13 protein-coding genes and 1 pseudogene are annotated in these 22,062 nt (G+C 41.2%); 4 read left to right on the forward strand and 10 right to left on the reverse strand.

Annotated features, from left to right (window positions below; genetic code table 11):
* Positions 1 to 2: 2 nt before the first annotated feature.
* The 5 genes and pseudogenes from AC1Z3S_RS14630 to nifJ all read right to left on the reverse strand — a co-directional run.
* Positions 3 to 854, reverse strand: coding sequence for a hypothetical protein (locus AC1Z3S_RS14630; RefSeq protein WP_461740972.1), 852 nt, complete (start codon positions 852 to 854; stop codon positions 3 to 5).
* Between the two features lie 196 nt (positions 855 to 1,050).
* On the reverse strand, positions 1,051 to 2,409 hold the full coding sequence (gene glmM / locus AC1Z3S_RS14635) for a phosphoglucosamine mutase (protein ID WP_461740973.1): 1,359 nt from the start codon (positions 2,407 to 2,409) through the stop codon (positions 1,051 to 1,053).
* Between the two features lie 30 nt (positions 2,410 to 2,439).
* Positions 2,440 to 3,573: a CdaR family protein gene (locus tag AC1Z3S_RS14640; RefSeq protein WP_461740974.1), complete on the reverse strand. Its 1,134-nt coding sequence runs from the start codon at positions 3,571 to 3,573 to the stop codon at positions 2,440 to 2,442.
* The gene (cdaA, locus tag AC1Z3S_RS14645) at positions 3,570 to 4,457 is read right to left on the reverse strand and encodes a diadenylate cyclase CdaA (protein ID WP_461736767.1); all 888 of its coding nucleotides are present in this window, start codon (positions 4,455 to 4,457) and stop codon (positions 3,570 to 3,572) included. Before cdaA ends, AC1Z3S_RS14640 begins: the two co-directional genes overlap by 4 nt.
* A 390-nt stretch (positions 4,458 to 4,847) precedes the next feature.
* Positions 4,848 to 8,387: pseudogene (gene nifJ / locus AC1Z3S_RS14650) on the reverse strand (pyruvate:ferredoxin (flavodoxin) oxidoreductase); the annotation flags it as partial.
* Positions 8,388 to 8,654: 267 nt separating this feature from the next.
* Here nifJ and AC1Z3S_RS14655 point away from each other — a divergent pair.
* A complete protein-coding gene (locus tag AC1Z3S_RS14655; protein ID WP_461740975.1) occupies positions 8,655 to 9,176 on the forward strand; it encodes a thioredoxin domain-containing protein in 522 nt (173 codons plus the stop codon).
* An 85-nt stretch (positions 9,177 to 9,261) separates the two neighbouring features.
* Here AC1Z3S_RS14655 and whiA read toward each other — a convergent pair whose 3' ends face one another.
* From whiA to rapZ, 3 genes are read right to left on the reverse strand one after another with little or no spacing between them, the layout of a single operon-like run.
* On the reverse strand, positions 9,262 to 10,194 hold the full coding sequence (gene whiA, locus AC1Z3S_RS14660) for a DNA-binding protein WhiA (RefSeq protein ID WP_461740976.1): 933 nt from the start codon (positions 10,192 to 10,194) through the stop codon (positions 9,262 to 9,264).
* A gap of 13 nt (positions 10,195 to 10,207) precedes the next feature.
* Positions 10,208 to 11,218, reverse strand: coding sequence for a gluconeogenesis factor YvcK family protein (locus AC1Z3S_RS14665; RefSeq protein WP_461740977.1), 1,011 nt, complete (start codon positions 11,216 to 11,218; stop codon positions 10,208 to 10,210).
* Positions 11,215 to 12,099, reverse strand: a complete 885-nt coding sequence (gene rapZ / locus AC1Z3S_RS14670; RefSeq protein ID WP_461740978.1) for an RNase adapter RapZ — start codon at positions 12,097 to 12,099, stop codon at positions 11,215 to 11,217. The genes AC1Z3S_RS14665 and rapZ overlap by 4 nt, the downstream gene beginning before the upstream one ends.
* A 905-nt stretch (positions 12,100 to 13,004) precedes the next feature.
* On the opposite strand from rapZ, the gene AC1Z3S_RS14675 reads away from it, so the two are divergent.
* Entirely contained in the window at positions 13,005 to 14,522 is a 1,518-nt protein-coding gene (locus tag AC1Z3S_RS14675) for an AcpB/EbpR/MafR family transcriptional regulator (RefSeq protein WP_461740979.1), read from the forward strand.
* Positions 14,523 to 14,613: 91 nt separating this feature from the next.
* Here AC1Z3S_RS14675 and uvrA read toward each other — a convergent pair whose 3' ends face one another.
* Together uvrA and uvrB are read right to left on the reverse strand one after the other, a co-directional pair.
* Entirely contained in the window at positions 14,614 to 17,436 is a 2,823-nt protein-coding gene (gene uvrA / locus AC1Z3S_RS14680) for an excinuclease ABC subunit UvrA (protein ID WP_461740980.1), read from the reverse strand.
* Between the two features lie 171 nt (positions 17,437 to 17,607).
* Positions 17,608 to 19,602, reverse strand: coding sequence for an excinuclease ABC subunit UvrB (uvrB, locus tag AC1Z3S_RS14685; protein WP_461740981.1), 1,995 nt, complete (start codon positions 19,600 to 19,602; stop codon positions 17,608 to 17,610).
* 208 nt (positions 19,603 to 19,810) lie between these two features.
* Here uvrB and AC1Z3S_RS14690 point away from each other — a divergent pair, with 208 nt between their 5' ends.
* Complete coding sequence (locus tag AC1Z3S_RS14690) at positions 19,811 to 21,253, forward strand: amino acid ABC transporter substrate-binding protein/permease (protein ID WP_461740982.1); 1,443 nt, start codon at positions 19,811 to 19,813, stop codon at positions 21,251 to 21,253.
* A 3-nt stretch (positions 21,254 to 21,256) separates the two neighbouring features.
* On the forward strand, positions 21,257 to 21,994 hold the full coding sequence (locus AC1Z3S_RS14695) for an amino acid ABC transporter ATP-binding protein (protein ID WP_461740983.1): 738 nt from the start codon (positions 21,257 to 21,259) through the stop codon (positions 21,992 to 21,994).
* The last annotated feature ends 68 nt before the right edge of the window (positions 21,995 to 22,062 follow it).

Genomic DNA, 22,062 nt, shown 5'->3' on the forward strand with positions numbered 1-22,062 from the left:
GCTTATTCCTCAAAATTCACTTCGGAATTTTGACCAAAGACTTCAATTTGTGTTAGTGCAGGAAATGGTGACGGATCTGTATCTTGAATCATATTCTCCATCACAATTTTATCGACAATTCTTTTAGATATCGTAAAATTTTGTGGTCTAGCAGTCTTCTTCAGCTGAATAATTTCCTTCGAGCCATCAGAAAAAGCTAAAGTAACCTGTTGCCAATAACTATCGTGGGGAAAATCAGCTCTCAAAGTCAAGGTGATTTGGTCGATTTCAACTGGACGGCCAAAATCAATCGTCAGAGCGGCATCCAGTTGTTGGTTAATTCCCCATGATTGATATGGATACGAGCCATGGGAATGATTCGCAAACACGCCATCAATTGCATTGCAAGCAAAAAAAGTTGCATCATTTCGAGTTTCAACATTTGCTGAGGCGTGAGGAAAGGATCCGTTAAACTGATGCTGATCATGAGTATTTAAAGCCCAATTTCGATAGCTGGCAATCTCAGCTGGTGTAGCCTTACGAACGCTTAAATAATGGCGTTTGTTTAAAAAGCGGGCCTCGCTCCGTGACTCGATTGCATTTTCAGTCAAATGAATCGGATAAACAATTTTTTTATCCTTCACAAATACCAGCGAAGATTCTAATGTCTCATCAAATTTTATTACTAGAAAAGTATTTGCTTGGTCAACAGTTACCTCCAAGTAATCCCCGTCATGATAGATAAAATCACTGGAGGCTAGGTACACAAAATCCTGATTGCTTACTAATAAATCAGTAAAATCCCTTGTTGGATCCAACCTGCCCTGTTTTAAACTGCCGTCTTTTTGATGAATGGATAAACTAATTTGCGTCATTTCCAATTCCCCTTTACTTTTTAAGTTACCCTTATTATAACGAGAAATAAAAAAAACGAAAGCCCTTCCGCGTTTTTTTACTAAAAAATTTTTTTCTGTTCACAAAAAAAGCCCACTTTTTCAGATTGAATTCAGCCGTTTTCATTATAAAATGAAAAGCTGCAAGTCAACCCGATAAAGCGAGCCACCGATATTTTTAGTTTTCTAAGCCAATCTCTTCTCTGACAACTTTAGCAATTTTTTCAACATAATAGTCAACTTGCTCATGGGTCGGAGCCTCAGCCATCACTCTTAGTAATGGTTCGGTTCCTGAAGGCCGAACTAGGATACGTCCTTCGCCATTCATCTCAGCTTCTGCTTCTTCAATCACAGCTTTAATAGCTGGTACTTCCATAGCGCCGTCTTTATTCGAGACGCGAATATTTACTAATTCCTGCGGATAGATGGTGACCTCACTAGCCAACTCGGATAATTTTTTGCCGGTTTCCTTCATCACATTTAACAATTGAATGCCTGAAAGCATACCATCACCGGTGGTATTATAATCTAAGAAAATCATATGGCCGGATTGTTCGCCACCAAAATTATAATCATTTTTGCGCATTTCTTCGACAACATAACGGTCACCGACTTGCGTGATAACATCATGCATTCCAGCAGCTTCCACTGCTTTATGGAAACCTAAGTTGCTCATGACTGTTGTAACAATCGTATCTTTTTTCAAGGCATTGTTGGCTTTTAGATACTTGGCACAGATATACATAATTTTATCGCCATCAACGATATTCCCTAACTCGTCAACAGCAATAATCCGGTCGCCATCGCCATCAAAGGCTAACCCGACATCGGCTTTTTTCTCTAGAACAAAGGCTGCTAAAGCCTCTGGATGAGTTGAGCCAACGCCGTCGTTAATATTTAATCCGTCAGGCTTGGTACCCATCGTATAAAAATCAGTTTCCAAGTCAGCAAAGACCCGATTAACTGCTGAATAAGTGGCGCCGTTCGCTGCGTCAATACAAATCCGCATAGCTTCTAAATCACCAGGAATACTTTGCACTAAAAATTGTGAATACTTCAATAAGCCCTCTGGAAATTCATCAACGGTACCTAAACCAGCAGCTGATGGTCGAGGCAAGGTGTCTTCCTTTGCGTCAAGCAATGCTTCAATTTCCAATTCTTGTTCATCTACTAATTTGAAGCCATCAGCTCCAAAAAATTTAATGCCATTGTCTTCAGCAGGATTGTGGGAAGCTGAAATCATAACGCCTGCAGAAGCTTTTTGAACTCTTGTTAAATAAGCTACCCCTGGTGTCGAAATAACGCCTAATTGGAAAACTTCGATTCCCACAGACAGTAAACCTGCGACTAAAGCCTGCTCTAACATTTGACCAGAAATTCTTGTGTCACGACCAACTAGTACCCGCGGACGTTTTTCAGAATCTTCGTGCTGACTTAAAACATAACCGCCAAAGCGACCTAATTTAAATGCTAATTCAGGGGTTAACTCCTTGTTGGCAATCCCTCTAACTCCATCTGTACCAAAATATTTACCCATTTAATTTGAATCTCCTTACTTGTCTTCTTTTTACGAACCAACGCTGTCTAATGTTGCAACTTCATCACTACTAGTTTCCGCTGAGCTGAGTGTACTGCTAGTTTGCGTACTGCTGGAGCTGGATGAACTAGATGAAGAACTGCTGGAGGAACCATTGCTCGTTCCTCCATTATTTGTTGCTCCACTAGAACTTGAACTAGAAGTTGTGGTACTAAAATTTGGTGTGATTGTTACCCGGACATTTTCTGGATTAGATGTGTAATCATCCGTTCCAAGGGCAACCGTCTGTACTGTTTCAGAGGTAATATTGGAAATGTCAATCGGCAAGGAAATGACATCAATATTATTGATTACTGATTGGGGTCCACTAATAGTCGCCGTCTCAGTTGAAAGACTAATTGTATAACTTTCAACATTATCTGGCAAATCCCCCTCTTGAGTGGCTTCAATGGTCACGTCCTTGGTTGGTGCTGTGACTTCGATTGCAATGGAAACCGTGTCAGGATTAGCTGAAATACTTAACGTTTCTCCTGAACTATCCAAGGCTGTCACAACCGCATCTTGAGAAAAATTCTCCATTTGGGCTGTCGTCGGGCTCACTAAAGCAATCACTCGATCAATTCTGGCAAGAGTATCCGCTCCTGTCGTAATTTCAACGGAGCTCGGTGAAGCGGTTTGTGTTGACGTGTACCCTTCTGCTAAGGCCGAACTGGAAAGTGTTGGCGTGACATCAAAGGTTTGAGTGACTTTTTCTTCAATGGTCACGGTAATACTAGTGGTCTCTAAAGTTGCCGACACCGCACTGCTGAGATTTTGAGTCCGCAGATTGACCTCATGGGTCCCTACGCCTAAATCAGATAAATCAGCGACGACTTGAAAGTTCCGAGTATCTTCGTTGTATTCGGCATCTAATTGGACTCGATTGAAACTGGATAAGGTAACACTCACAGTATTTTGATAGCCATAAACATAATACTCATCACTATCATAAATCAGTTCCACCGGCACACTGCTAGCCGTTTCGGTATAGGTATCGGTTTGAGAATAAAAAATACTTTGTAGAGAATCATTGTTTGCATTAACAAATAAAATCAGGGCAAAAACTAAGGCCAACAAACGATAGGTTAAGTTTTTATCCTGCCAGAAATTCACTAATCTTTTCATTTGCGCTTCCCTCCTGACTTAAAGAAGTCATTGAAGAAGCCCCGCAAGCCTTGAATATTTGTCGTTTCCTCTTCAGTAGTCAAATACTGATGTAACACGACCAGATATTCCTCTTGGCTTAAATCGGTTAAAAATTCATTGTTAACCGCCATGCTGACATGGCCGGTTTCTTCTGAAACAATGATCGTCAATGCATCGCTGACCTCACTCAAGCCAATTGCAGCTCGATGTCGTGTGCCATACTCTTTTGGAATTAGCATACTTTCAGAGAGCGGCAAATAGGCTGAGGCGACTGCGATTTTATTCTTTTTAACAATGACAGCCCCGTCATGCAAAGGAGTGTTCGGAATAAAAATATTAATCAACAGCTCACCGCTAATATCGGCATCTAAGGGAATGCCGGTTTCGATGTATTCATCTAAGCCGGTATTGCGCTCAATACTAATTAAGGCCCCGATTTTTCGTCGACCCATATATTGAATAGCTTTATCATAGGCCGATATAACTCGTTCTTCTTCCCGCTCACTTTTTTTAGTTTGCGTGAAAAATGTTTGCCGGCCTAAATGCTCTAAGCCTCGGCGAACTTCCGGTTGGAAAATCACGACAGCCGCAATCACTCCATATGTGATGACATGGTTCATCAGCCATGACAAAGTATGCAGACCAATAAACTCCGCAAGAATTCTGATTAAAATAAAAAGGGCTACTCCGCGAATCAACTGTACCGCTTTTGTCCCTCGTACTAGCTCAATTAATTTGTAAGCTAGAAACCAGACAACTAAAATATCTAATATATTTATCCAAAAGCTTAACGTAAGGATATTGCCACTAAAAAGATCCTGCCAATAAGTTAAGCTGAGAAGGTCACTGATTTGAAATGACATTACACGCCTCTTCTCCATTTCATTTTGAGATTTCTTTGTGATTATAACATAATTTTAAAGCTTCATGGAAAACTTAGGGAAGTTTAAAAAGTTCTGAATAAAATTTTGCAGAGTTCTAAAGTAAAAAAGAGACTCTGACATTAGTCTTTTAACAGATGTAAACCCGAACTAGATTATATCTGCGACTGTAATCCAGCAGGCCCTCGCCGCAAATTGACAATATTTAGTGTTTCCCACAAGATATTGTCCGTTAAGTTCATCTCTGTTTTAACTAATGTCAGAACCTCTTCAAAATTTTTTTAATCTAAACAACTAAAATGTTGCAAATTATTTCAGTTTTTTTTAATTATAGAAGTTAGCTAAGAACTGGCTATCAATCTTCGGCTAGTCTTCCAGTTTTGCGCGAATTTTTTCTTCCTGACCGGCAAGCCGAGCATAGCTGTAAAACCGATTTTTAGCGTCTGTAACAGTTTTAGCAAATAATTTTTCTGCTACCTCCGGCTGCCCCTGTTTTAAAGAAGCAAAGCGAACTTGTTTTCCCATGAAAGCTGGCATTGCGGCAAAATCCGGCTTTTTATAATCTAAGCTCAGGGGATTTTTATTTTTTTCCCGCTGTTCTGGATTATAGCGATATAAGCTCCAATAACCGGAGGCAACTGCCTCTTTGGCTTCTTTCAGGGTTTGACTCATGCCACCCAATAAGCCGTGGGTGATGCACGGCGTATACGCGATAATTAGAGAGGGTCCTGGAAACCGTTCTGCTTCTTCAAAAGCTTTAATCGTCTGCATTTGATTGGCACCAGAGGCGATTTGCGCCACGTAAACATTGCCATAGGTCATCGCCATCATACCCAAATCTTTTTTCGAAACATATTTACCACTAGCAGAAAATTTAGCGATTGCTGACGCTGGGGTGGCCTTTGAGGTTTGGCCGCCGGTATTGGAATAGACTTCATTATCCATAACCAAAATATTTACATCCGCTCCGCTAGCCAAAATGTGATCAATGCCGCCAAAGCCGATATCATACGCCCAGCCGTCGCCGCCAATCATCCATTGGCTGCGTTTAACAAATAAATCTTTGTCTGCATAAAGCTTTTTCAAACTTTCTTGACTATCCATTTCTGCAGCCAGAGCCGCTGTTAGTTTTGCCGCTCTTTGCTGCGTGCCTTCGCCCTCATTTAAATGATTCAACCAGTCCTCCATTAAAGCTCTCAGCTCTGGGGAAACACTGGACAAAGTTTCCGCCATTTTTAAAGCTAAACGCTCACGGCGGGTTTGATTGGCTAAAAACATGCCGTAGCCAAATTCCGCATTATCTTCAAATAAAGAATTCGACCAAGCGGGCCCTTGTCCTTGTTCGTTCGTGGTAAAAGGCGAGACCGGAGCCGCTCCGCCCCAAATAGAAGAACAGCCGGTTGCATTGGCAATCATCATCCGGTCCCCGAACATTTGCGTCAATAATTTTACATAAGGAGTTTCGCCACAGCCAGAGCAAGCGCCGGAAAATTCTAATAACGGCTGATTAAATTGCGAGCCAATCACGGTATTACTTTTGGCAGGATTTGCCTTTTGTTTCAACGTCATAGCAAAGGCCCAATTAAGCGCCTGCTCTTTTTGACTTTGATAGGGCTGCATCACCAATGCCTTTTCTTTCGCGGGACAAACATCCACGCACAATCCGCAGCCGGTACAATCTTCAACAGAAACTTGAATGCGATACATTTGGCCATCAGCTCCCCGCATCTCCCGCACAATAAAGCCAGCCGGTGCTTCAGCCAATTCTTTTTCATCGGCTAAGAAAGGTCGAATTGCGGCATGGGGACAGACGAAGGCGCACTGATTGCACATGGTACAATGGTCACTTAACCACTCTGGAACCTCTAACGCAATACCGCGTTTTTCAATCGCGGTAGTTCCCACCGGCATCGTGCCATCGGTCATCCCATTTGCTACTAAGGTTCCGACTGATAACTCATTGCCGGCTTGTGCATTGACAGGTTCAACGATTTCTCTAATATATTTTGTGGCTGCTGTTGATGGCTGACTTTTTACCTCAAGCTTTTTCCATTCCTTCGGTACTGTTACCTTATGCAGTAGCTCAGCCGTTTTATCAATAGCTGCCAGATTTTTTTCGACAATTTTCATAGATTTTTTACCATAACTTTTAACAGCTTCTTCTTTTAAAATGGGTAAAACCTCTTCAAAGGGCATCACCTTAGCCAATTTAAAGAAAGCCGTTTCCATCGCGGTGTTAATCCGCCTTCCCAAACCAACCTCTTGAGCCAGCTGCATCGCATTAAGGGTATAAAACTGAATATTATTTTCAGCCAGATATTTTTTTATTCGTGTCGGCAGATGGCTCTCCAGTTGACTGTCAGTCCAAATAGTATTAAGCAAAAAGGTGCCACCGGGTTTTAGCCCCTTCAACAAATCATAATTGTGGAGATAAGCCGGTGTATGACAGGCGATAAAATCAGCATTTTCCACGAGATAGGTCGATTGAATCGGCTCGCCGCCAAAACGCAGATGAGAAATGGTCAGGCCGCCAGATTTTTTGGAATCATAATAAAAATATCCTTGCACAAATTTGTCAGTGTGATCACCGATGATTTTGATAGCCGATTTATTGGCTCCTACTGTGCCGTCAGAGCCAAAGCCCCAAAATTTTGCCTGAAAGGTTTGCGAATTGGTGAGGTCCAGCAGCTCACCGCTGTCCAATGATAAATTAGTTACCTCATCAACAATTCCGATTGTAAAACGAGTCTTCATCTCTTGGCGAGGTTTTTGCAATTCATTGTAGATGGCTAAAATCTGATCTGGCGTAACATCTTTTGAACCTAAGCCGTAACGACCGCCGATAACGACTGGTCTTATTTCTGAATCATATAGTGCACTTTGGACATCTAGCAATAACGATTCGCCACCAGAGCCGGCTTCTTTACTTCGATCGAGTACAGCAACACTTTTAACTGTCGCAGGCAATTTTTCCAATAAATTTTCTACAGGAAAAGGCCGGTACAAATGAATATTTAAAAAGCCGACTTTGCGCCCCTGTTGATTCAAATAATCAACAGTTTGTTGAATCGTGCCTGCAACTGAGCCCATTGAAATAATAAGCTCTTCAGCATCCAGAGCTCCATAATAATTCACTAAATCGTAATCAGTACCCCGCAGGCGATTAATTTTTTGCATATATTTTTGAACAAGGGCCGGCAGCTTTTGATAATAAGCATTGACAGTTTCCCGCTGTTGAAAATGCAAATCGGGATTTTGATTGGTCCCGCTAATGGTAGGATGATTAGGAGACATCGCCTTTCCTCTAAACTTGGCTAATTTTTCCTGATTAATCAACGGCGCTAGCTCTTGATACTCTAATACTTCAACTTTTTGAATTTCGTGGCTGGTTCTAAAGCCATCAAAAAAGTTTAAAAAAGGCAATTCCCCTTCAATCGCCGCCAGATGAGCAACTGGCGCTAAATCCATCACTTCTTGGACGCTGCTTTCAGCCAACATAGCAAAACCCGTTTGGCGAGCGGCCATAACATCACTGTGGTCGCCAAAAATATTGAGGGCATTAGTGGTTACCGCCCTTGAAGCGACATGAAAGACTCCCGGCAATAATTCACCGGCAATTTTATACATATTGGGAATCATTAACAGTAAGCCTTGAGAAGCTGTGTAGGTACTGGTGAGGGCGCCGGTTTTTAAAGAGCCGTGGACCACACCGGCTGCCCCTGCTTCTGATTGCATTTCAACAACTTTAACTGGTTGCCCAAAAAGATTTTTCTTGCCATCGGCTGACCATTGATCCACCAGTTCAGCCATTGTTGAACTGGGGGTGATTGGATAAATCGCAGCTAATTCGGTAAAGGCATAGGAAATATAAGCTGCGGCGGTATTCCCGTCCATCGTTTTCATTTTCCGCATAAAAATTCTTCCTTCTTTCAAATTTTGCACCTCATGATTATACCGGATTGCCGCTGCTTTTGAAATAAAGAATAAGAAATTTTTCACAGACTTTTCTGAGGAATTTTATTATTCTAAGCTACTTTGTGAAAAAAACTCGTTATGCCTAGCGAGACTTTTAAAGTGAGCAAACAAATCAATGTGAAATTTTTTCAAAATACGCTATCATGAGGATAATCAAGCAAATTTTGTCGCTAATTCGCTGCGGCAAAAAAATTGGAGGCTATTATGGATATTTCAGTTATTGATGCAAAAAAAGTGACCACTGAGAACGGGATTAAAATCGGTTTAGACAGTGCACCAAAAAAAATTGTGGAATTTATGAATCTACGCTGTCCCTATTCTAAACAATGGTTTGAAGAATCAAAGGAACTGTTAGTCGAAGCTGTCGCTCAAGGTAAAGTTCAACGAATTATTAAACTATTTGACAAGGAAAAAGAAAGTTTGCAACGGGGCAATGTGATGCACCATTATGTCAGCTGGAGCGAACCGGAAAAAGCGCTAGGAGAAATTCAAAAGATTTATGATACCCAAGAAGATTGGGGCCATTTATCCTTAGCTGAGGTTGCGGTTTTTGCCGAAGAAAAATTAGGCTTAAAGGAACAATTAAACCAAGTTTTAGTCGACCAAATTATTACTGAAGCTAACAGTGCCAATATTAAGTTCGTACCGACTTGTGTCGTAGAAAAGGCCATCTTCGATGAAAATATTCAGCCTGAAGAATTAAGAGACGTTTTAGATTTGATGTAAACAAAAAAATCCGCTAGCTATTTTTGACAAAAAGCTGGGCAGTACTGCCCAACTGGTCAAGATAACTAACGGATTTTTTATTTGATTAGCCGCTTTTACGGAGATGGTCCGCAAACTCATTAATTTTGCGGATGCGGTGGTTAATTCCCGATTTAGAAATAACACCAGAGGGAATCATCTCGCCTAATTCTTTTAAGCTGACTTCTGGGTGTTCTAAGCGCAGCTCAGCAATTTCCTGCAATTTTTCTGGTAGAGATTGCAGGCCCACGGTATTTTCAATAAAATGGATATTTTCGATTTGCTTAGAGGCGGCGTCAATTGTTTTATTCATATTCGCCGTTTCGCAATTGACCAGCCGATTAACAGAATTACGCATATCCCGCACGATGCGGACGTCCTCAAATTTTAACATTGAATTGGTCGCCCCGATTAAAATCAAAAAATCAGCAATTTTTTCAGCCCCTTTTAAGTAGCAGATATAGCTGTTTTTTCGCTCTAAGGTGCGGGCATTCAAATCAAAATAATTAATCATCTTGCAGACGTCTTCATTGTGTTCTTCGTAGGTCGAAGAAATTTCCAGATGATAGCGGCTGGTTTCTGGATTATTAACAGAACCGGAAGCTAGAAAAGCCCCCCGTAAATAAGAGCGCATCTTCTGGGAATTTCCCATAATTTCATCAGAGACATGACCATTAAACATCATGCCGTCCATAATATCTAAATCAATTAAAATCGCTTTGGTTTGTTCTTTTAAGCGTACGATATAAACATTATTTTTTTTCAATTTCATTTTTTTGCGAACTAACAGCTCACTTTTGACTTGATAGTGATCTTTTAACAGGCTGAAAATCCGGCGTGCGATAGCGGCATTTTCGGTTTGAACATTTAAAACAAACTGCTGATTTGTCAAACTCAAAGAGCCGTTCATGCGAATCAGGGCAGCCAATTCTGCTTTGGCGTGTTCCCGATGGACCTCAAGGCCGGTCAGTTCTTTTTTTACATCTGCTGCAAAGGACATTGAATTCCCTCCTTTACATTTTTACGCCATATAATAGGCGCATCAATTCCTCCACGACCTTATCGCCGTCGTGAAAAACGCCGCCATTCCGTAATTTTAAAAAGTCTGCTGAAATAACTCGGCAGCCCTCTTCCCGCAGTCCTTTAAAATCATGGGTCACTTGAACCAGATACTCATCGTACAATTCAAAATCCATGTATCCCTCTGGCACGGATTCAACATTTACTAAAACGGTGTCGACAAATTTTTGCTGCAAATGATTGTGGAGCACACGGATATGATCAGCATCACTGAAATGTTCCGTCTCACCCTTTTGCGTCATAATATTACAAATATAGACAGTTTCTGCTTTGGTTTTTAAAAGGGCATCGCCAATTTCTTGAATCACTAAATTTGGCAAAATACTAGTGAATAAACTTCCGGGACCTAAGACCACCATATCCGCCGCTAAAATACTATTGACCACTTTGCGGGCAGCTTTGGGCACCTCATCGTTATCGACATTAGTCACGTAGACGTGATCAATTGTTTTGCGGTCTAAAGCGATTTTAGATTCGCCGGCCTGCGACGAGCCATCTTTATAGACCGCATGCAAGACCAGCGGCTGCTCTGATGAGGGATAAATATGCCCGTCAACGTGAAGCATCTTCGATAATAATTGAATGGCTTCATAGGTGCTGCCCCGCATTTCTGAAACGGCGGCAATAATTAAATTGCCGATGGAATGATTCGCTAAAAATTTATCATCTTTTTTAAAACGATATTGAAAAATATCTTCATATAGCTGTGGCATATCCGATAAGGAGACCAAAATATTGCGCATGTCCCCCGGTGGCACCATCGCCACCGAATTGCGAATTTCACCGCTGGAACCGCCATCATCAGCAACAGTTACCACTGCGGTGATATCGGCCCCTTGATTTCGCAAACTTTTCAGAATTACCGGTAGGCCGGTACCACCACCAATCACGACAATTTTAGGCTTGCGGATGCGGTAGGTTTTCATTTGATTATCATTACTCATGAGCGATTCACCGTCTCTTTGCGTTTATCTTTGTCCCGGTGAGTGATGTTAACTTTATAATCAGCTTTCAATGCGCGGCCGATCCGCTCAGTCAAAGCGACTGAACGATGTTGTCCGCCGGTACAGCCGATGGCAACCGTTAAGCTGCTTTTGCCCTCTTTGATATATCCCGGCATAATGGTCGCCAACAAATCATAAAACTTTTCATAAAAAGTTTCTGTTTCAGGAAACGACATTACATAATCATAAACCGGCTTGTCCATGCCGGTTAACGGCCGCAATTCTGGAATATAATGGGGATTTGGTAAAAAGCGCACGTCCATCACAATATCAGCATCAATTGGCAGACCATATTTAAAACCAAAGGAAATCATTTCCACCCGAAAACCGCTTGTTTCCGACGTTTTAAACTCTTGGATAATTTTTTCCCGCAGTTGCCGTGGCGTTAAGGTAGTCGTATCAATCACAATATTTGCTTTAGGTTTTAAATCTTCTAAAATGGCCCGCTCTTTGCGAATGCCCTCAGTCACCAAGCCATCCATTGCTAAAGGATGGGCCCGACGTGTTTCTTTATAGCGGGAAACTAGCTCCTCATCAGAAGCATCTAAAAATAAGACTTTTGTTTCAATAAAATCAGTATTTTCTATTTCAACCAGCATGCTTTGAATTTCATCAAAGAAACTGCGGGAGCGCAAGTCAACAACTAACGCAATTTTATGAACCTTGCCGCTTTCCTTGAGGAGTTCCCAAAATTTAGGAATCAAACTTGGCGGCATATTATCGACACAAAAATAACCCATGTCTTCAAAACTTTGAATTGCTACTGTTTTACCGGCACCGCTCATTCCTGTAATTATTACTAATTGTAAATTTTCTGCCATAATGGAGACCCCTTTCTCTTCAACTTTCCTATTATATCATTCCTGGCGTGTCACTACCATCTTTTTACTTCAAGAATTTTTTGCAGCCTGACTTTCTTATCAAGCGAAATAAATTAGTTTTTAGCTCCCCTCGGTCAATTACATCTTTTAAAAAACTAATATTGATAATTATAATTTTATCATGTAACACGCAGGACAATTTAAGTGATTCTTCGACAAATTATAATTATAGTTTTATTTTCAAACTTGAATTTATCTTATAAATCAATCAATTTCCTTGATAAATAAAGCTTCCCTTTTCCAAGGTTTTCCCACAATTTTTAGTTACATTTACTCGGCAAAATTATCTGCTAGATAAATTTTATTGGATATGTCAAAAAATACGCTTGTCATGTTTTAATAATTTGACGGAAGCTATTTCCTCGTTTATCCTCCAAAAAAAAGTTATTTTTTTGATTTATTGAATTTTTGAAAAGTTAGCAGGTAATTTCAGTTTGAACTGTAAAAAAAGAAGTGTTTATTATCAATAAAAGCGAAAAAATCAAACATTCGTATTCCCTTTAATTTTTATTTTTTCGGCAAGGGTTTTTACCTACTCCACATGGTCTATGTACCAATAGACCACTTTCTCACAAATACTCAGCAGAGTCAAAGCCACTCGAGCGAACCATAAAGCCCAAAAATCAATCTGACAAAATAGCCAAAAAAATTTTGCAGATTTGTATTTTATAAAAGCTATTACTTAAGAAAAATTACATATTATTTTCGTACTATAGCTATTGAAAATCAAGGAGGCAGGTAAAAAATAAATTGCAGTTGTCGGTATAAAATTAAACAGTTGAATTTTTTCAGCAGCTTAATTTGGTAAATGTTGTTGCCCTTGGTTAGGGAAAGGAATTTTTCATATGAAAGAAATGTTAAGCAGTACGACAAGACGGCGGATTACGCTGTTAAATCTTCTATTTGTTATGTTAGATAAAATTGACTTAGAAAGTTTGGCTCAACGGTTGAAGACCTCAAAAAAAACCGTCCTGACAGATATTGAATACTTTCAGGAAAACTGGCCAGAAATTGTGTCAATTGATTACAATACCACCACAGGAATCAGTTTAACAGAGGCTAAAAATCAAACAGTCCAGACTATCTACACAGATTTTCTACAGGAGTCTCTAGAGTTTCAACTACTGGAGGGGATTTTTTTCAATCCAAATCAAAGCGGCAAATATTGGGAGGAGCAGCTCTTTATCAGCACCTCCAGTTTATACCGCATGAGTCTACGGATGGAAAAAGTTTTAAAAGCCCATGGGATTCGCTTGCAAAAAAATCCCTATACCCTAGTTGCCACCGATGAAAGTCAGTTTCGTAATTTTTTTAAAGTTTATTTTTCAGAAGCCTATGGTGTCAAAAAATGGCCCTTTGAATTTATGCAAAGTCAGCTTCTCAAGCTCGTCCGCCAAATCTCCGCAGATTTTGGTGTCGAGGTCAATGAAATTCAAGTTTATGATTATAGTTTTCGCTTAGCTATTCTGTTGGTGAGATCCCAACAAGGTCACACAGCTACCCATAAGTACACGCCTGAGAATCTCGGTTTAACCGACTATCAAAAACTTTTCGACTTTTATATTCAACAGTTACCTAGCGATTATCGGCAATTTTTTGCTAGAGATACTTTTGGAAGAAACGATTTTATTCAAACCATTTTGTGGTGGAAATTTGCTTGGGATAATCAAGAAGAAGCGAATCGGATGCGGCGAGCTGCTAATCAGTTAATCGATCAAGTTTCATTGGAAAATGATATTCCGATTGATGACTACAGTCGCAATCGCGTGAAAAATAGTTTTCTCAGTGCCTACCTCAGTCATAAAATTTATCAAGGGCCAAAATTTATGCTCTACAACCGAGCGTACTTTTCAAGATTATCAATTGAGTCCGCTTATCCGTTTTTCTCTTCTGTTTTTAAAAATTGTTTGCAGGAGCTACAGCGAAGTCATCGAATTTCTTGGATTTCAGATTATCATGATGAGATTTTAGCGAAGATGATGATTCAATGGGAGAATTTGCCGATGCTGATTGAAGGGCAGCGGGATACTGTCAAAATCGGGATTTTTAGCGATCTTGGAAAAGTCCACGCCCATTCTTTAGCAAATTTCTTGGGCCGCCTCTTTCTCAATCGAGCCAATTTGGAGGTCATGAACAGCGATTATTTTTCGGCGAAAGCCTGTGATGTGCCGGCCTGTGATATTTATGCCGCCAATTATCAAATGTCTAACGTTCCTCCTGAAAAGTTGATTATCTTAGAAGACATTCCCACCTATCGCAGCATTGCTAGTTTGCGGATTGAAATTGAAAAACAGCGAAAGGCCAATGTTCAAGAATTGCTACTGAATTATACGACTAATCAAAACACCCGCTACTCGGCTTAAAAAAATCCGAACTGTAATCAGCAAAAGGCTTGCCTTTATAGGAAAGCCTCCGCTAAAAAGCAGTTCGGTTTTTTTTATTTAAAAGCAACAGCTATTTTTCCATCACTTTTTTTAAATAGTAGCCGGTGTAGCTATCTTTCGACTTGGCGATTTTTTCTGGAGTGCCGGTGGCTAAAATTGTGCCGCCGCCATCGCCGCCTTCTGGACCTAAGTCAATGATGTAATCGGCTGATTTGATAACATCAAGATTATGTTCAATCACTAAGACTGTATTGCCAGCATCCACTAGTCTTTGTAAAACCTGTAGCAGGCGGGCAATATCGTCGGTATGCAAGCCAGTGGTCGGTTCGTCTAGAATATAAAAGTTCTTGCCGTTTGAAATTCGGTGTAGCTCACTGGCCAATTTCATCCGTTGGGCTTCCCCGCCGGATAAAGTTGTGGCCGGCTGTCCCAATGTCACATAGCCTAGACCGACATCCAAAATGGTTTGCAGCTTCCGGTGAATTTTAGGAATATGTTGGAAGAATTCAACCGCCTCTTCAACAGTCATCTCTAAAATTTCAGCAATATTTTTTCCCTTGTAATGCACTTCTAACGTTTCAGAATTATAACGTTTGCCATGGCAGACTTCACAAGGGACGTAAACATCTGGTAGAAAATGCATTTCAATTTTAATAATTCCATCGCCACGACAAGCTTCACAGCGGCCACCTTTGACATTAAAGGAGAAGCGGCCCTTTTTATAACCCCGGACTTTGGCTTCATTGGTTTTCGCAAATAAATCCCGGATATCATCAAAGACACTGGTATAAGTCGCCGGATTACTCCGAGGCGTGCGACCAATTGGACTTTGGTCGATGTCGACAATTTTTTCAATCGTTTCATAGCCGGAAATCGTTTTGTATTTTCCGGGTTTATTAGTATTGCGGTTAATTTTTTGGGCCAAGGCCTTTTTCAAAATTTGATTGACTAAGGTCGATTTGCCTGAGCCTGAAACCCCAGTCACTGCTGTAAATGTTGCTAGTGGAAAGTCCACGCTTAAGTTCTTCAAATTATTTTCAGCGGCACCGGTAATCCGGATTTTGCCGCCGTTACCTTTACGGCGATTCTTCGGTACGGCAATTTCTTTGTCGCCGGATAAATACTGTCCAGTGATAGACTCATGATTTTTAGCAACCTCCGCCGGTGTACCCGCGGCGACAATTTGCCCACCTTGTTCCCCAGCTCCGGGACCGACATCAATTAAATAGTCGGCTGCCATCATCGTATCTTCATCATGTTCAACGACAATTAAGGTATTGCCTAAATCTCGCATTTTTTTAAGAGAATCAATCAGGCGATTGTTGTCCCGCTGATGCAAGCCGATGGAAGGCTCATCTAAAATATAAAGCACTCCGGACAAATTGGAGCCGATTTGCGTCGCCAAACGAATCCGTTGCGCTTCCCCACCGGATAAGGTGCCGGCAGCCCGACTTAAGGTTAAATAATCCAAGCCGACATTTTTTAAGAAGGTCAGCCGATCGTCGACTTCCTTTAAAATCGGTTTGGCAATCATCACCTCTTGCTCACTGAGGGTTAAGCTTTGAGCAAAATCTAAAATTTTTGTCACCGACAGTTCACTGATTTCACCAATATTTTTTTGATTAACCTTCACCGAAAGCGCCTGTGGATTTAAGCGATAGCCTTTACAAGATTGACAAGCTAATTCTGTCATATACAGACGCATTTGATTGCGGGTGAAATCACTGGCAGTTTGTTCATAACGTCGAGAAATATTCCGCAGAATGCCTTCAAAAGGCATTTCTACATCCCGCACGCCGCCAAACTCATTTTCATAATGAAAATGGAACATGTCATCACCAGAGCCGTTTAAAATAATATCCCGGTGTTCCTCTGGTAAATCTTTGTAGGGCATGTCTAAGTCAATGCCAAAGCCCTCTGCTGCTTGGGCTAGCATTTCCGGATAGTACTGCGAGCTGATTGGATTCCACGGTAAAATGGCCCCCTCCCGTAAAGTCTTGTCTTGGTCAGGAATCACTAAGTCAATATCGACTTCCAATTTCATTCCTAGTCCGTCACATTCAGGGCAGGCTCCAAAAGGCGCATTAAATGAAAACAAGCGAGGTTCCAATTCGCCAACTGTAAAGCCACAGTAAGGACAAGAATAATGTTCGCTGAAGAGAATTTCTTTTTCGCCAATCACATCCACCACCGCGTAGCCATCTGCTAAACGCAACGCTGCTTCAAAGGAATCAAACAGCCGGGAACGAATCCCTTCTTTGATGACAATCCGGTCAATTACGATTTCAATATTGTGTTTCTTATTTTTTTCTAATTCGGGAACTTCGCTGACATCATAGTTTTCGCCGTTAACACGAACCCGCACATAGCCTTCTCTTTGAATCATTTCGAAAACTTTTTTATGCTGGCCTTTTTTGCCATGCACAACTGGCGCCAAAATTTGAATCCGCGACCGTTCCGGCAGTTCCAACACTTGATCAACCATCTGTTCAACTGATTGGCTGGTGATTTCCGTTCCATCATTAGGACAAATCGGATGACCAATTCGGGCATATAAGAGCCGTAAATAGTCATTAATTTCTGTGACCGTGCCGACTGTTGAACGAGGATTCTTGCTGGTGGTTTTTTGGTCAATCGAAATTGAAGGACTCAAGCCATCAATGCTATCGACATCCGGTTTATCCATCTGACCTAAAAACTGCCGTGCGTAAGAAGATAGACTTTCGACATAGCGGCGCTGCCCCTCAGCATAAAGAGTATCAAAGGCTAAGGAACTCTTCCCTGAACCAGAAAGACCGGTGACCACCACCAATTTATCTCGGGGAATCGTTACGTCGATATTTTTTAAATTATGGGCGCGGGCGCCGTGGATGACAATTTTATCATTTGCCATAGTATCACTTCTCCATTTCCAAAAATTCCTGCAAAGCATCTCATCATTGTAGCACTCATCAGAAAAAAATTTTAATTTCTGAACTTAACTAGTTGCGACTGTTTGACACGCAAAAAACGATCCGACACAGAAGGCAGGTGCAACGTTTTCTCCTATGTCGGCGGCGCGTATTTATTCGCCAGCTTTAATCTCCAGAATCGTATCCCGCAGATTGGCGGCTGTTTCAAAATCAAGGGCCTTAGCAGCATCCTTCATTTCTTTTTCGAGTTTCAATAAGAACATTTCCCGTTCTTCTTTATTCATATCTGCTAGAGAAACTGACGTATCATAACCCGTCACCTCTTCAGCGACCTTCGTGATAGCAATTAAATCACGAATTTCTTTGATAATTGTTTTTGGTTCAATTCCGTGCTCGACATTATAAGCCTCTTGAATACTACGACGGCGAGCCGTTTCATCAATCGCCCGCTGCATGGAATCTGTCATCTTATCGGCGTACATAATCACTTTACCTTCAGAGTTACGGGCAGCTCGGCCAATCGTTTGCACCAATGACCGCTCACTCCGCAGGAAGCCTTCCTTATCCGCATCTAAAATGGCAACTAAGGAGACCTCTGGGACATCCAGTCCTTCTCTTAGTAAGTTGATTCCCACCAGCACGTCAAACTCTCCTAAGCGCAAATCACGAATGATCTCTGTTCGTTCCAATGTTTTAATATCGCTGTGAAGATATTTCACCTTGATACCCATTTCTTTTAAGTAGTCGGTTAAGTCCTCAGACATTTTTTTCGTCAGTGTCGTGACAAAGACCCGTTCGTTTTTCTCAACTCGTTCATTGATTTCACCCACTAAGTCATCAATCTGCCCCATAATCGGCCGCACTTCAATTACTGGATCTAATAAACCAGTTGGCCGAATAATTTGCTGGATTACTGTATCGGTTTGTTCCGCTTCATAAGGTCCCGGCGTCGCCGAAACATAAACGATTTGATTGACATGTTCTTCAAATTCTTCTAAACGTAACGGCCGATTATCTAAAGCTGAAGGTAAACGGAAGCCGTAGTCCACTAACATTTGTTTGCGGGCCCGGTCGCCGTTGTACATACCGCGAATCTGCGGCATCGTCACATGAGACTCGTCAATCACGATTAGAAAATCATCCGGAAAGAAGTCGATTAAAGTATAAGGCGGTTCTCCTTTTTTACGACCGTCCATATGGCGGGAATAATTTTCAATTCCCGAAGTGTAGCCCATCTCCAACATCATTTCGATATCATAATTAGTTCGCTGTTCTAAGCGTTGGGCTTCTAATAACTTATTTTCACTCCGTAAAATCGCTAAGCGGTCCGCCAATTCATCTTTAATTTGGTTGACTGCTACCTGCATATGTTCTTCATTGGTAACGAAGTGAGTTGCTGGGAAGATTGCCACGTGTTCTGTATCAGCTAAAATTTCGCCGGTTAATGCATCGACTTCGCGAATCCGTTCAATCTCATCACCGAAAAATTCAATCCGTAACGCTCGTTCATCTCTTGAGGCTGGGAAAATTTCCACAACATCTCCTCTAACTCGAAAACGACCCCGCTGAAAATCAATATCGTTGCGTTCAAATTGAATATCCACCAAGTTCGTCAAAAGCTGATTGCGCTCCAGCTCCATTCCAACTCTTAAAGAAACAACCTGTTGGCTATATTCAATCGGTGAACCTAAACCAAAAATACAAGAAACTGACGCAACAACAATCACATCATTTCTTTCCAGTAAAGAGCTGGTGGCCGAATGCCGCAACTTATCTATTTCATCATTGATGCTGGCATCTTTTTCAATATAAGTGTCACTTGAGGGCACATAGGCTTCCGGTTGATAATAATCATAGTAGCTGACAAAATATTCCACGGCATTGTCAGGGAAAAACTCTTTAAACTCGCCGTATAATTGGCCCGCCAAAGTTTTATTGTGGGCAATAATTAAGGTGGGCTTATTGGTTTCCTTGATTAAATTAGAAATTGTGTAGGTCTTGCCGGTCCCGGTCGCCCCTAAAAGAACTTGGGCTTTCTTTCCATCAATAATGCCTTCAGTTAATTGGCTAATCGCTTCAGGCTGATCGCCAGCCGGTTGATATTTTGACACCAAATTAAACTGACGGGAGGTATCTCGCTCCAACATTTTTCTGCCTCCTCAAAATAGAAATTTTCACTGGAAATAGTATATCATAGCGAACATACTTTCGCCATTTTTAAGCTATGATTTTTAAGAAAAAAACCTCAGTCTTACGAAAAAATTTCAAGTTTGAAAATTTTCTGGAATCAGCGACTTTTTTTTTTGTTAAAAATAGCATATAATTTTTCAGATGTAGAAATTTTGGAGGTTAGACATGAAAAGAAAAAAATATTTATTGAGTTTCGTTATGTTGCTGTTGGCGTTGGGAGCTTTTTTTGGCGGAACAACGGCTAAAGCTGCCAGCAATCATTATCAAATCGGCACAGATATCACCTTCCCGCCCTTTGAATTTCAAAATGACTCAGGCGATTATGTCGGTATTGATATTGAACTACTGGCAGCCATTGCCGAAGAAGAAGATTTCACTTATGACTTGAGACCGATGGGGTTTGACCCTTCTGTTCAAGGTGTGCAAGCCGGTCAGTTGGATGGCATGATCGCTGGTATGAGCGTTACCGAAGAACGTCAGCAGGTTTTTGATTTTTCCGATACATATTTTGACAGTGGTATTCAAATGGCCGTTTTAGGGGATGATGACGAGATTACCGGTTACGAAGATTTAAACGGGAAAGTCGTCGGTGCTAAAATTGGAACTCAAAGCGCAACTTTCTTGGAAAATAATGCCGATGAATATGGCTATTCAATCAAGCTCTATGATGCCTCTGATGCTTTATACGGAGCAATCAACAATGGCACGCTACAGGCAATTTTTGATGATTATCCAGTGTTAGGCTATGCTATTGCAAACGGGCAAGATTTTAAACTTGTCGGTGATCGTCAAGAAAGTAATTCCTACGCTTTCGCCGTGAAAAAAGGCGAAAATCAAGAATTGCTAACAATGTTCAATGAAGGCTTAGCAAAATTAAAAGCTAGCGGAGAATACGATGACATTGTTGCCAACTATATCTCAACTGGTGAAGATGGCGAAGTAAATGTTGCAACCTCAGGTACAACGGCGGATGAGTCTACTTTATGGGGTTTAATTCAAAATAATTATCCGGCCCTTTTAAAGGGCTTGGGACAAACAATTTGGTTAGCAATTGTTTCCTTCGCCTTAGCGATGATTGTCGGCATTATTATCGGCTTGTTCAGTGTTTCGCCGGTTAAACCTTTAAGAATGTTTGCCGGGGTCTATGTTGATATTATTCGCGGTATTCCAATGATGGTTTTGGCTTACTTTATTTTCTTCGGCCTACCCTTCACCATTCCAGATTTTATCGCCGGCATTATCACCCTGACTTTAAATGCCAGTGCTTATATAGCGGAAATTGTTCGGGGCGGAATTAATGCGGTGCCGATTGGTCAAATGGAGGCCTCTCGCAGTCTAGGTTTACCTTATACGCGAACCATGCAAAAAATTATTTTACCGCAGGCGATTCGGATTATGATTCCTTCCTTCGTCAATCAGTTTGTCATCTCATTAAAGGATACGACGATTATTTCTGTTATCGGCGTCATCGAATTGCTACAAACTGGTAAAATTATCGTGGCCCGCAACGGTCAAGGTGGTCCAGTTTACTTTATCATCGCTGTGATGTACTTGATTGTGATTACCGCCTTAACCAAATTGGCAAAACGTCTAGAAAAGAAGGTGTAAACAATGGCAGAAAAAATTCTAGTAAAAAATTTAATCAAAAAATACGGTGAAAATACTGTTCTTAATGATATTAATGTTGCGATTGCAGAAGGCGACGTGGTCTGCGTCATCGGTCCTTCAGGCTCAGGAAAGAGTACCTTCCTCCGCTGCTTGAATCGCCTTGAAGAAGCAACGAGTGGCGATATCGTGATTGACGGCACCCATCTGTTGGATAAGGATACCAATATCAATTTAGTGCGCCAGCATATCGGTATGGTTTTTCAGCATTTTAATTTATTTCCCCATTTGACGGTGCTGCAAAATATTATTTTAGCTCCAACTGATGTCAAAAAAGAAACCAAAGCAGAGGCAGAAAAACGGGCCTTAAAATTATTGGAAACAGTCGGCTTGTCTGATAAAAAAGACGTGTATCCCGACAGTCTGTCCGGTGGTCAAAAACAACGGGTGGCGATTGCCCGGGCCTTAGCCATGAAGCCAGACATTATGCTCTTCGATGAACCGACCTCAGCACTTGATCCGGAAATGGTCGGTGATGTTTTAAATGTTATGAAGAAATTAGCCAAGCAGGGAATGACTATGGTGATTGTTACCCACGAAATGGGCTTTGCCAAAGAGGTAGCGAATCGCGTGATGTTTATCGACGACGGCAACTTTTTAGAAGACGGTACACCGCAACAAATCTTCGAAAATCCGCAAAATGAACGGACTAAAGATTTCTTGGATAAAGTTTTAAATATTTAATTTATAAGGGTGAGCTTTTGTAAAAAAGTTACGCACCGAACAACAGTAAAAAGCGCCTGAGGTCCTGT

The organism is Enterococcus sp. LJL90 (genome assembly GCF_056924355.1).

Coding starts and splice junctions, on each gene's coding strand:
- glmM (WP_461740973.1), bottom strand. CDS start 2,409: ATGGGTAAATATTTTGGTACAGATGGAGTTAGAGGGATTGCCAACAAG.
- AC1Z3S_RS14630 (WP_461740972.1), bottom strand. CDS start 854: ATGACGCAAATTAGTTTATCCATTCATCAAAAAGACGGCAGTTTAAAA.
- cdaA (WP_461736767.1), bottom strand. CDS start 4,457: ATGTCATTTCAAATCAGTGACCTTCTCAGCTTAACTTATTGGCAGGAT.
- AC1Z3S_RS14690 (WP_461740982.1), top strand. CDS start 19,811: ATGAAAAGAAAAAAATATTTATTGAGTTTCGTTATGTTGCTGTTGGCG.
- rapZ (WP_461740978.1), bottom strand. CDS start 12,099: ATGGCAGAAAATTTACAATTAGTAATAATTACAGGAATGAGCGGTGCC.
- uvrA (WP_461740980.1), bottom strand. CDS start 17,436: ATGGCAAATGATAAAATTGTCATCCACGGCGCCCGCGCCCATAATTTA.
- AC1Z3S_RS14675 (WP_461740979.1), top strand. CDS start 13,005: ATGAAAGAAATGTTAAGCAGTACGACAAGACGGCGGATTACGCTGTTA.
- whiA (WP_461740976.1), bottom strand. CDS start 10,194: ATGTCCTTTGCAGCAGATGTAAAAAAAGAACTGACCGGCCTTGAGGTC.
- AC1Z3S_RS14655 (WP_461740975.1), top strand. CDS start 8,655: ATGGATATTTCAGTTATTGATGCAAAAAAAGTGACCACTGAGAACGGG.
- AC1Z3S_RS14695 (WP_461740983.1), top strand. CDS start 21,257: ATGGCAGAAAAAATTCTAGTAAAAAATTTAATCAAAAAATACGGTGAA.
- AC1Z3S_RS14665 (WP_461740977.1), bottom strand. CDS start 11,218: ATGAGTAATGATAATCAAATGAAAACCTACCGCATCCGCAAGCCTAAA.
- uvrB (WP_461740981.1), bottom strand. CDS start 19,602: ATGTTGGAGCGAGATACCTCCCGTCAGTTTAATTTGGTGTCAAAATAT.
- AC1Z3S_RS14640 (WP_461740974.1), bottom strand. CDS start 3,573: ATGAAAAGATTAGTGAATTTCTGGCAGGATAAAAACTTAACCTATCGT.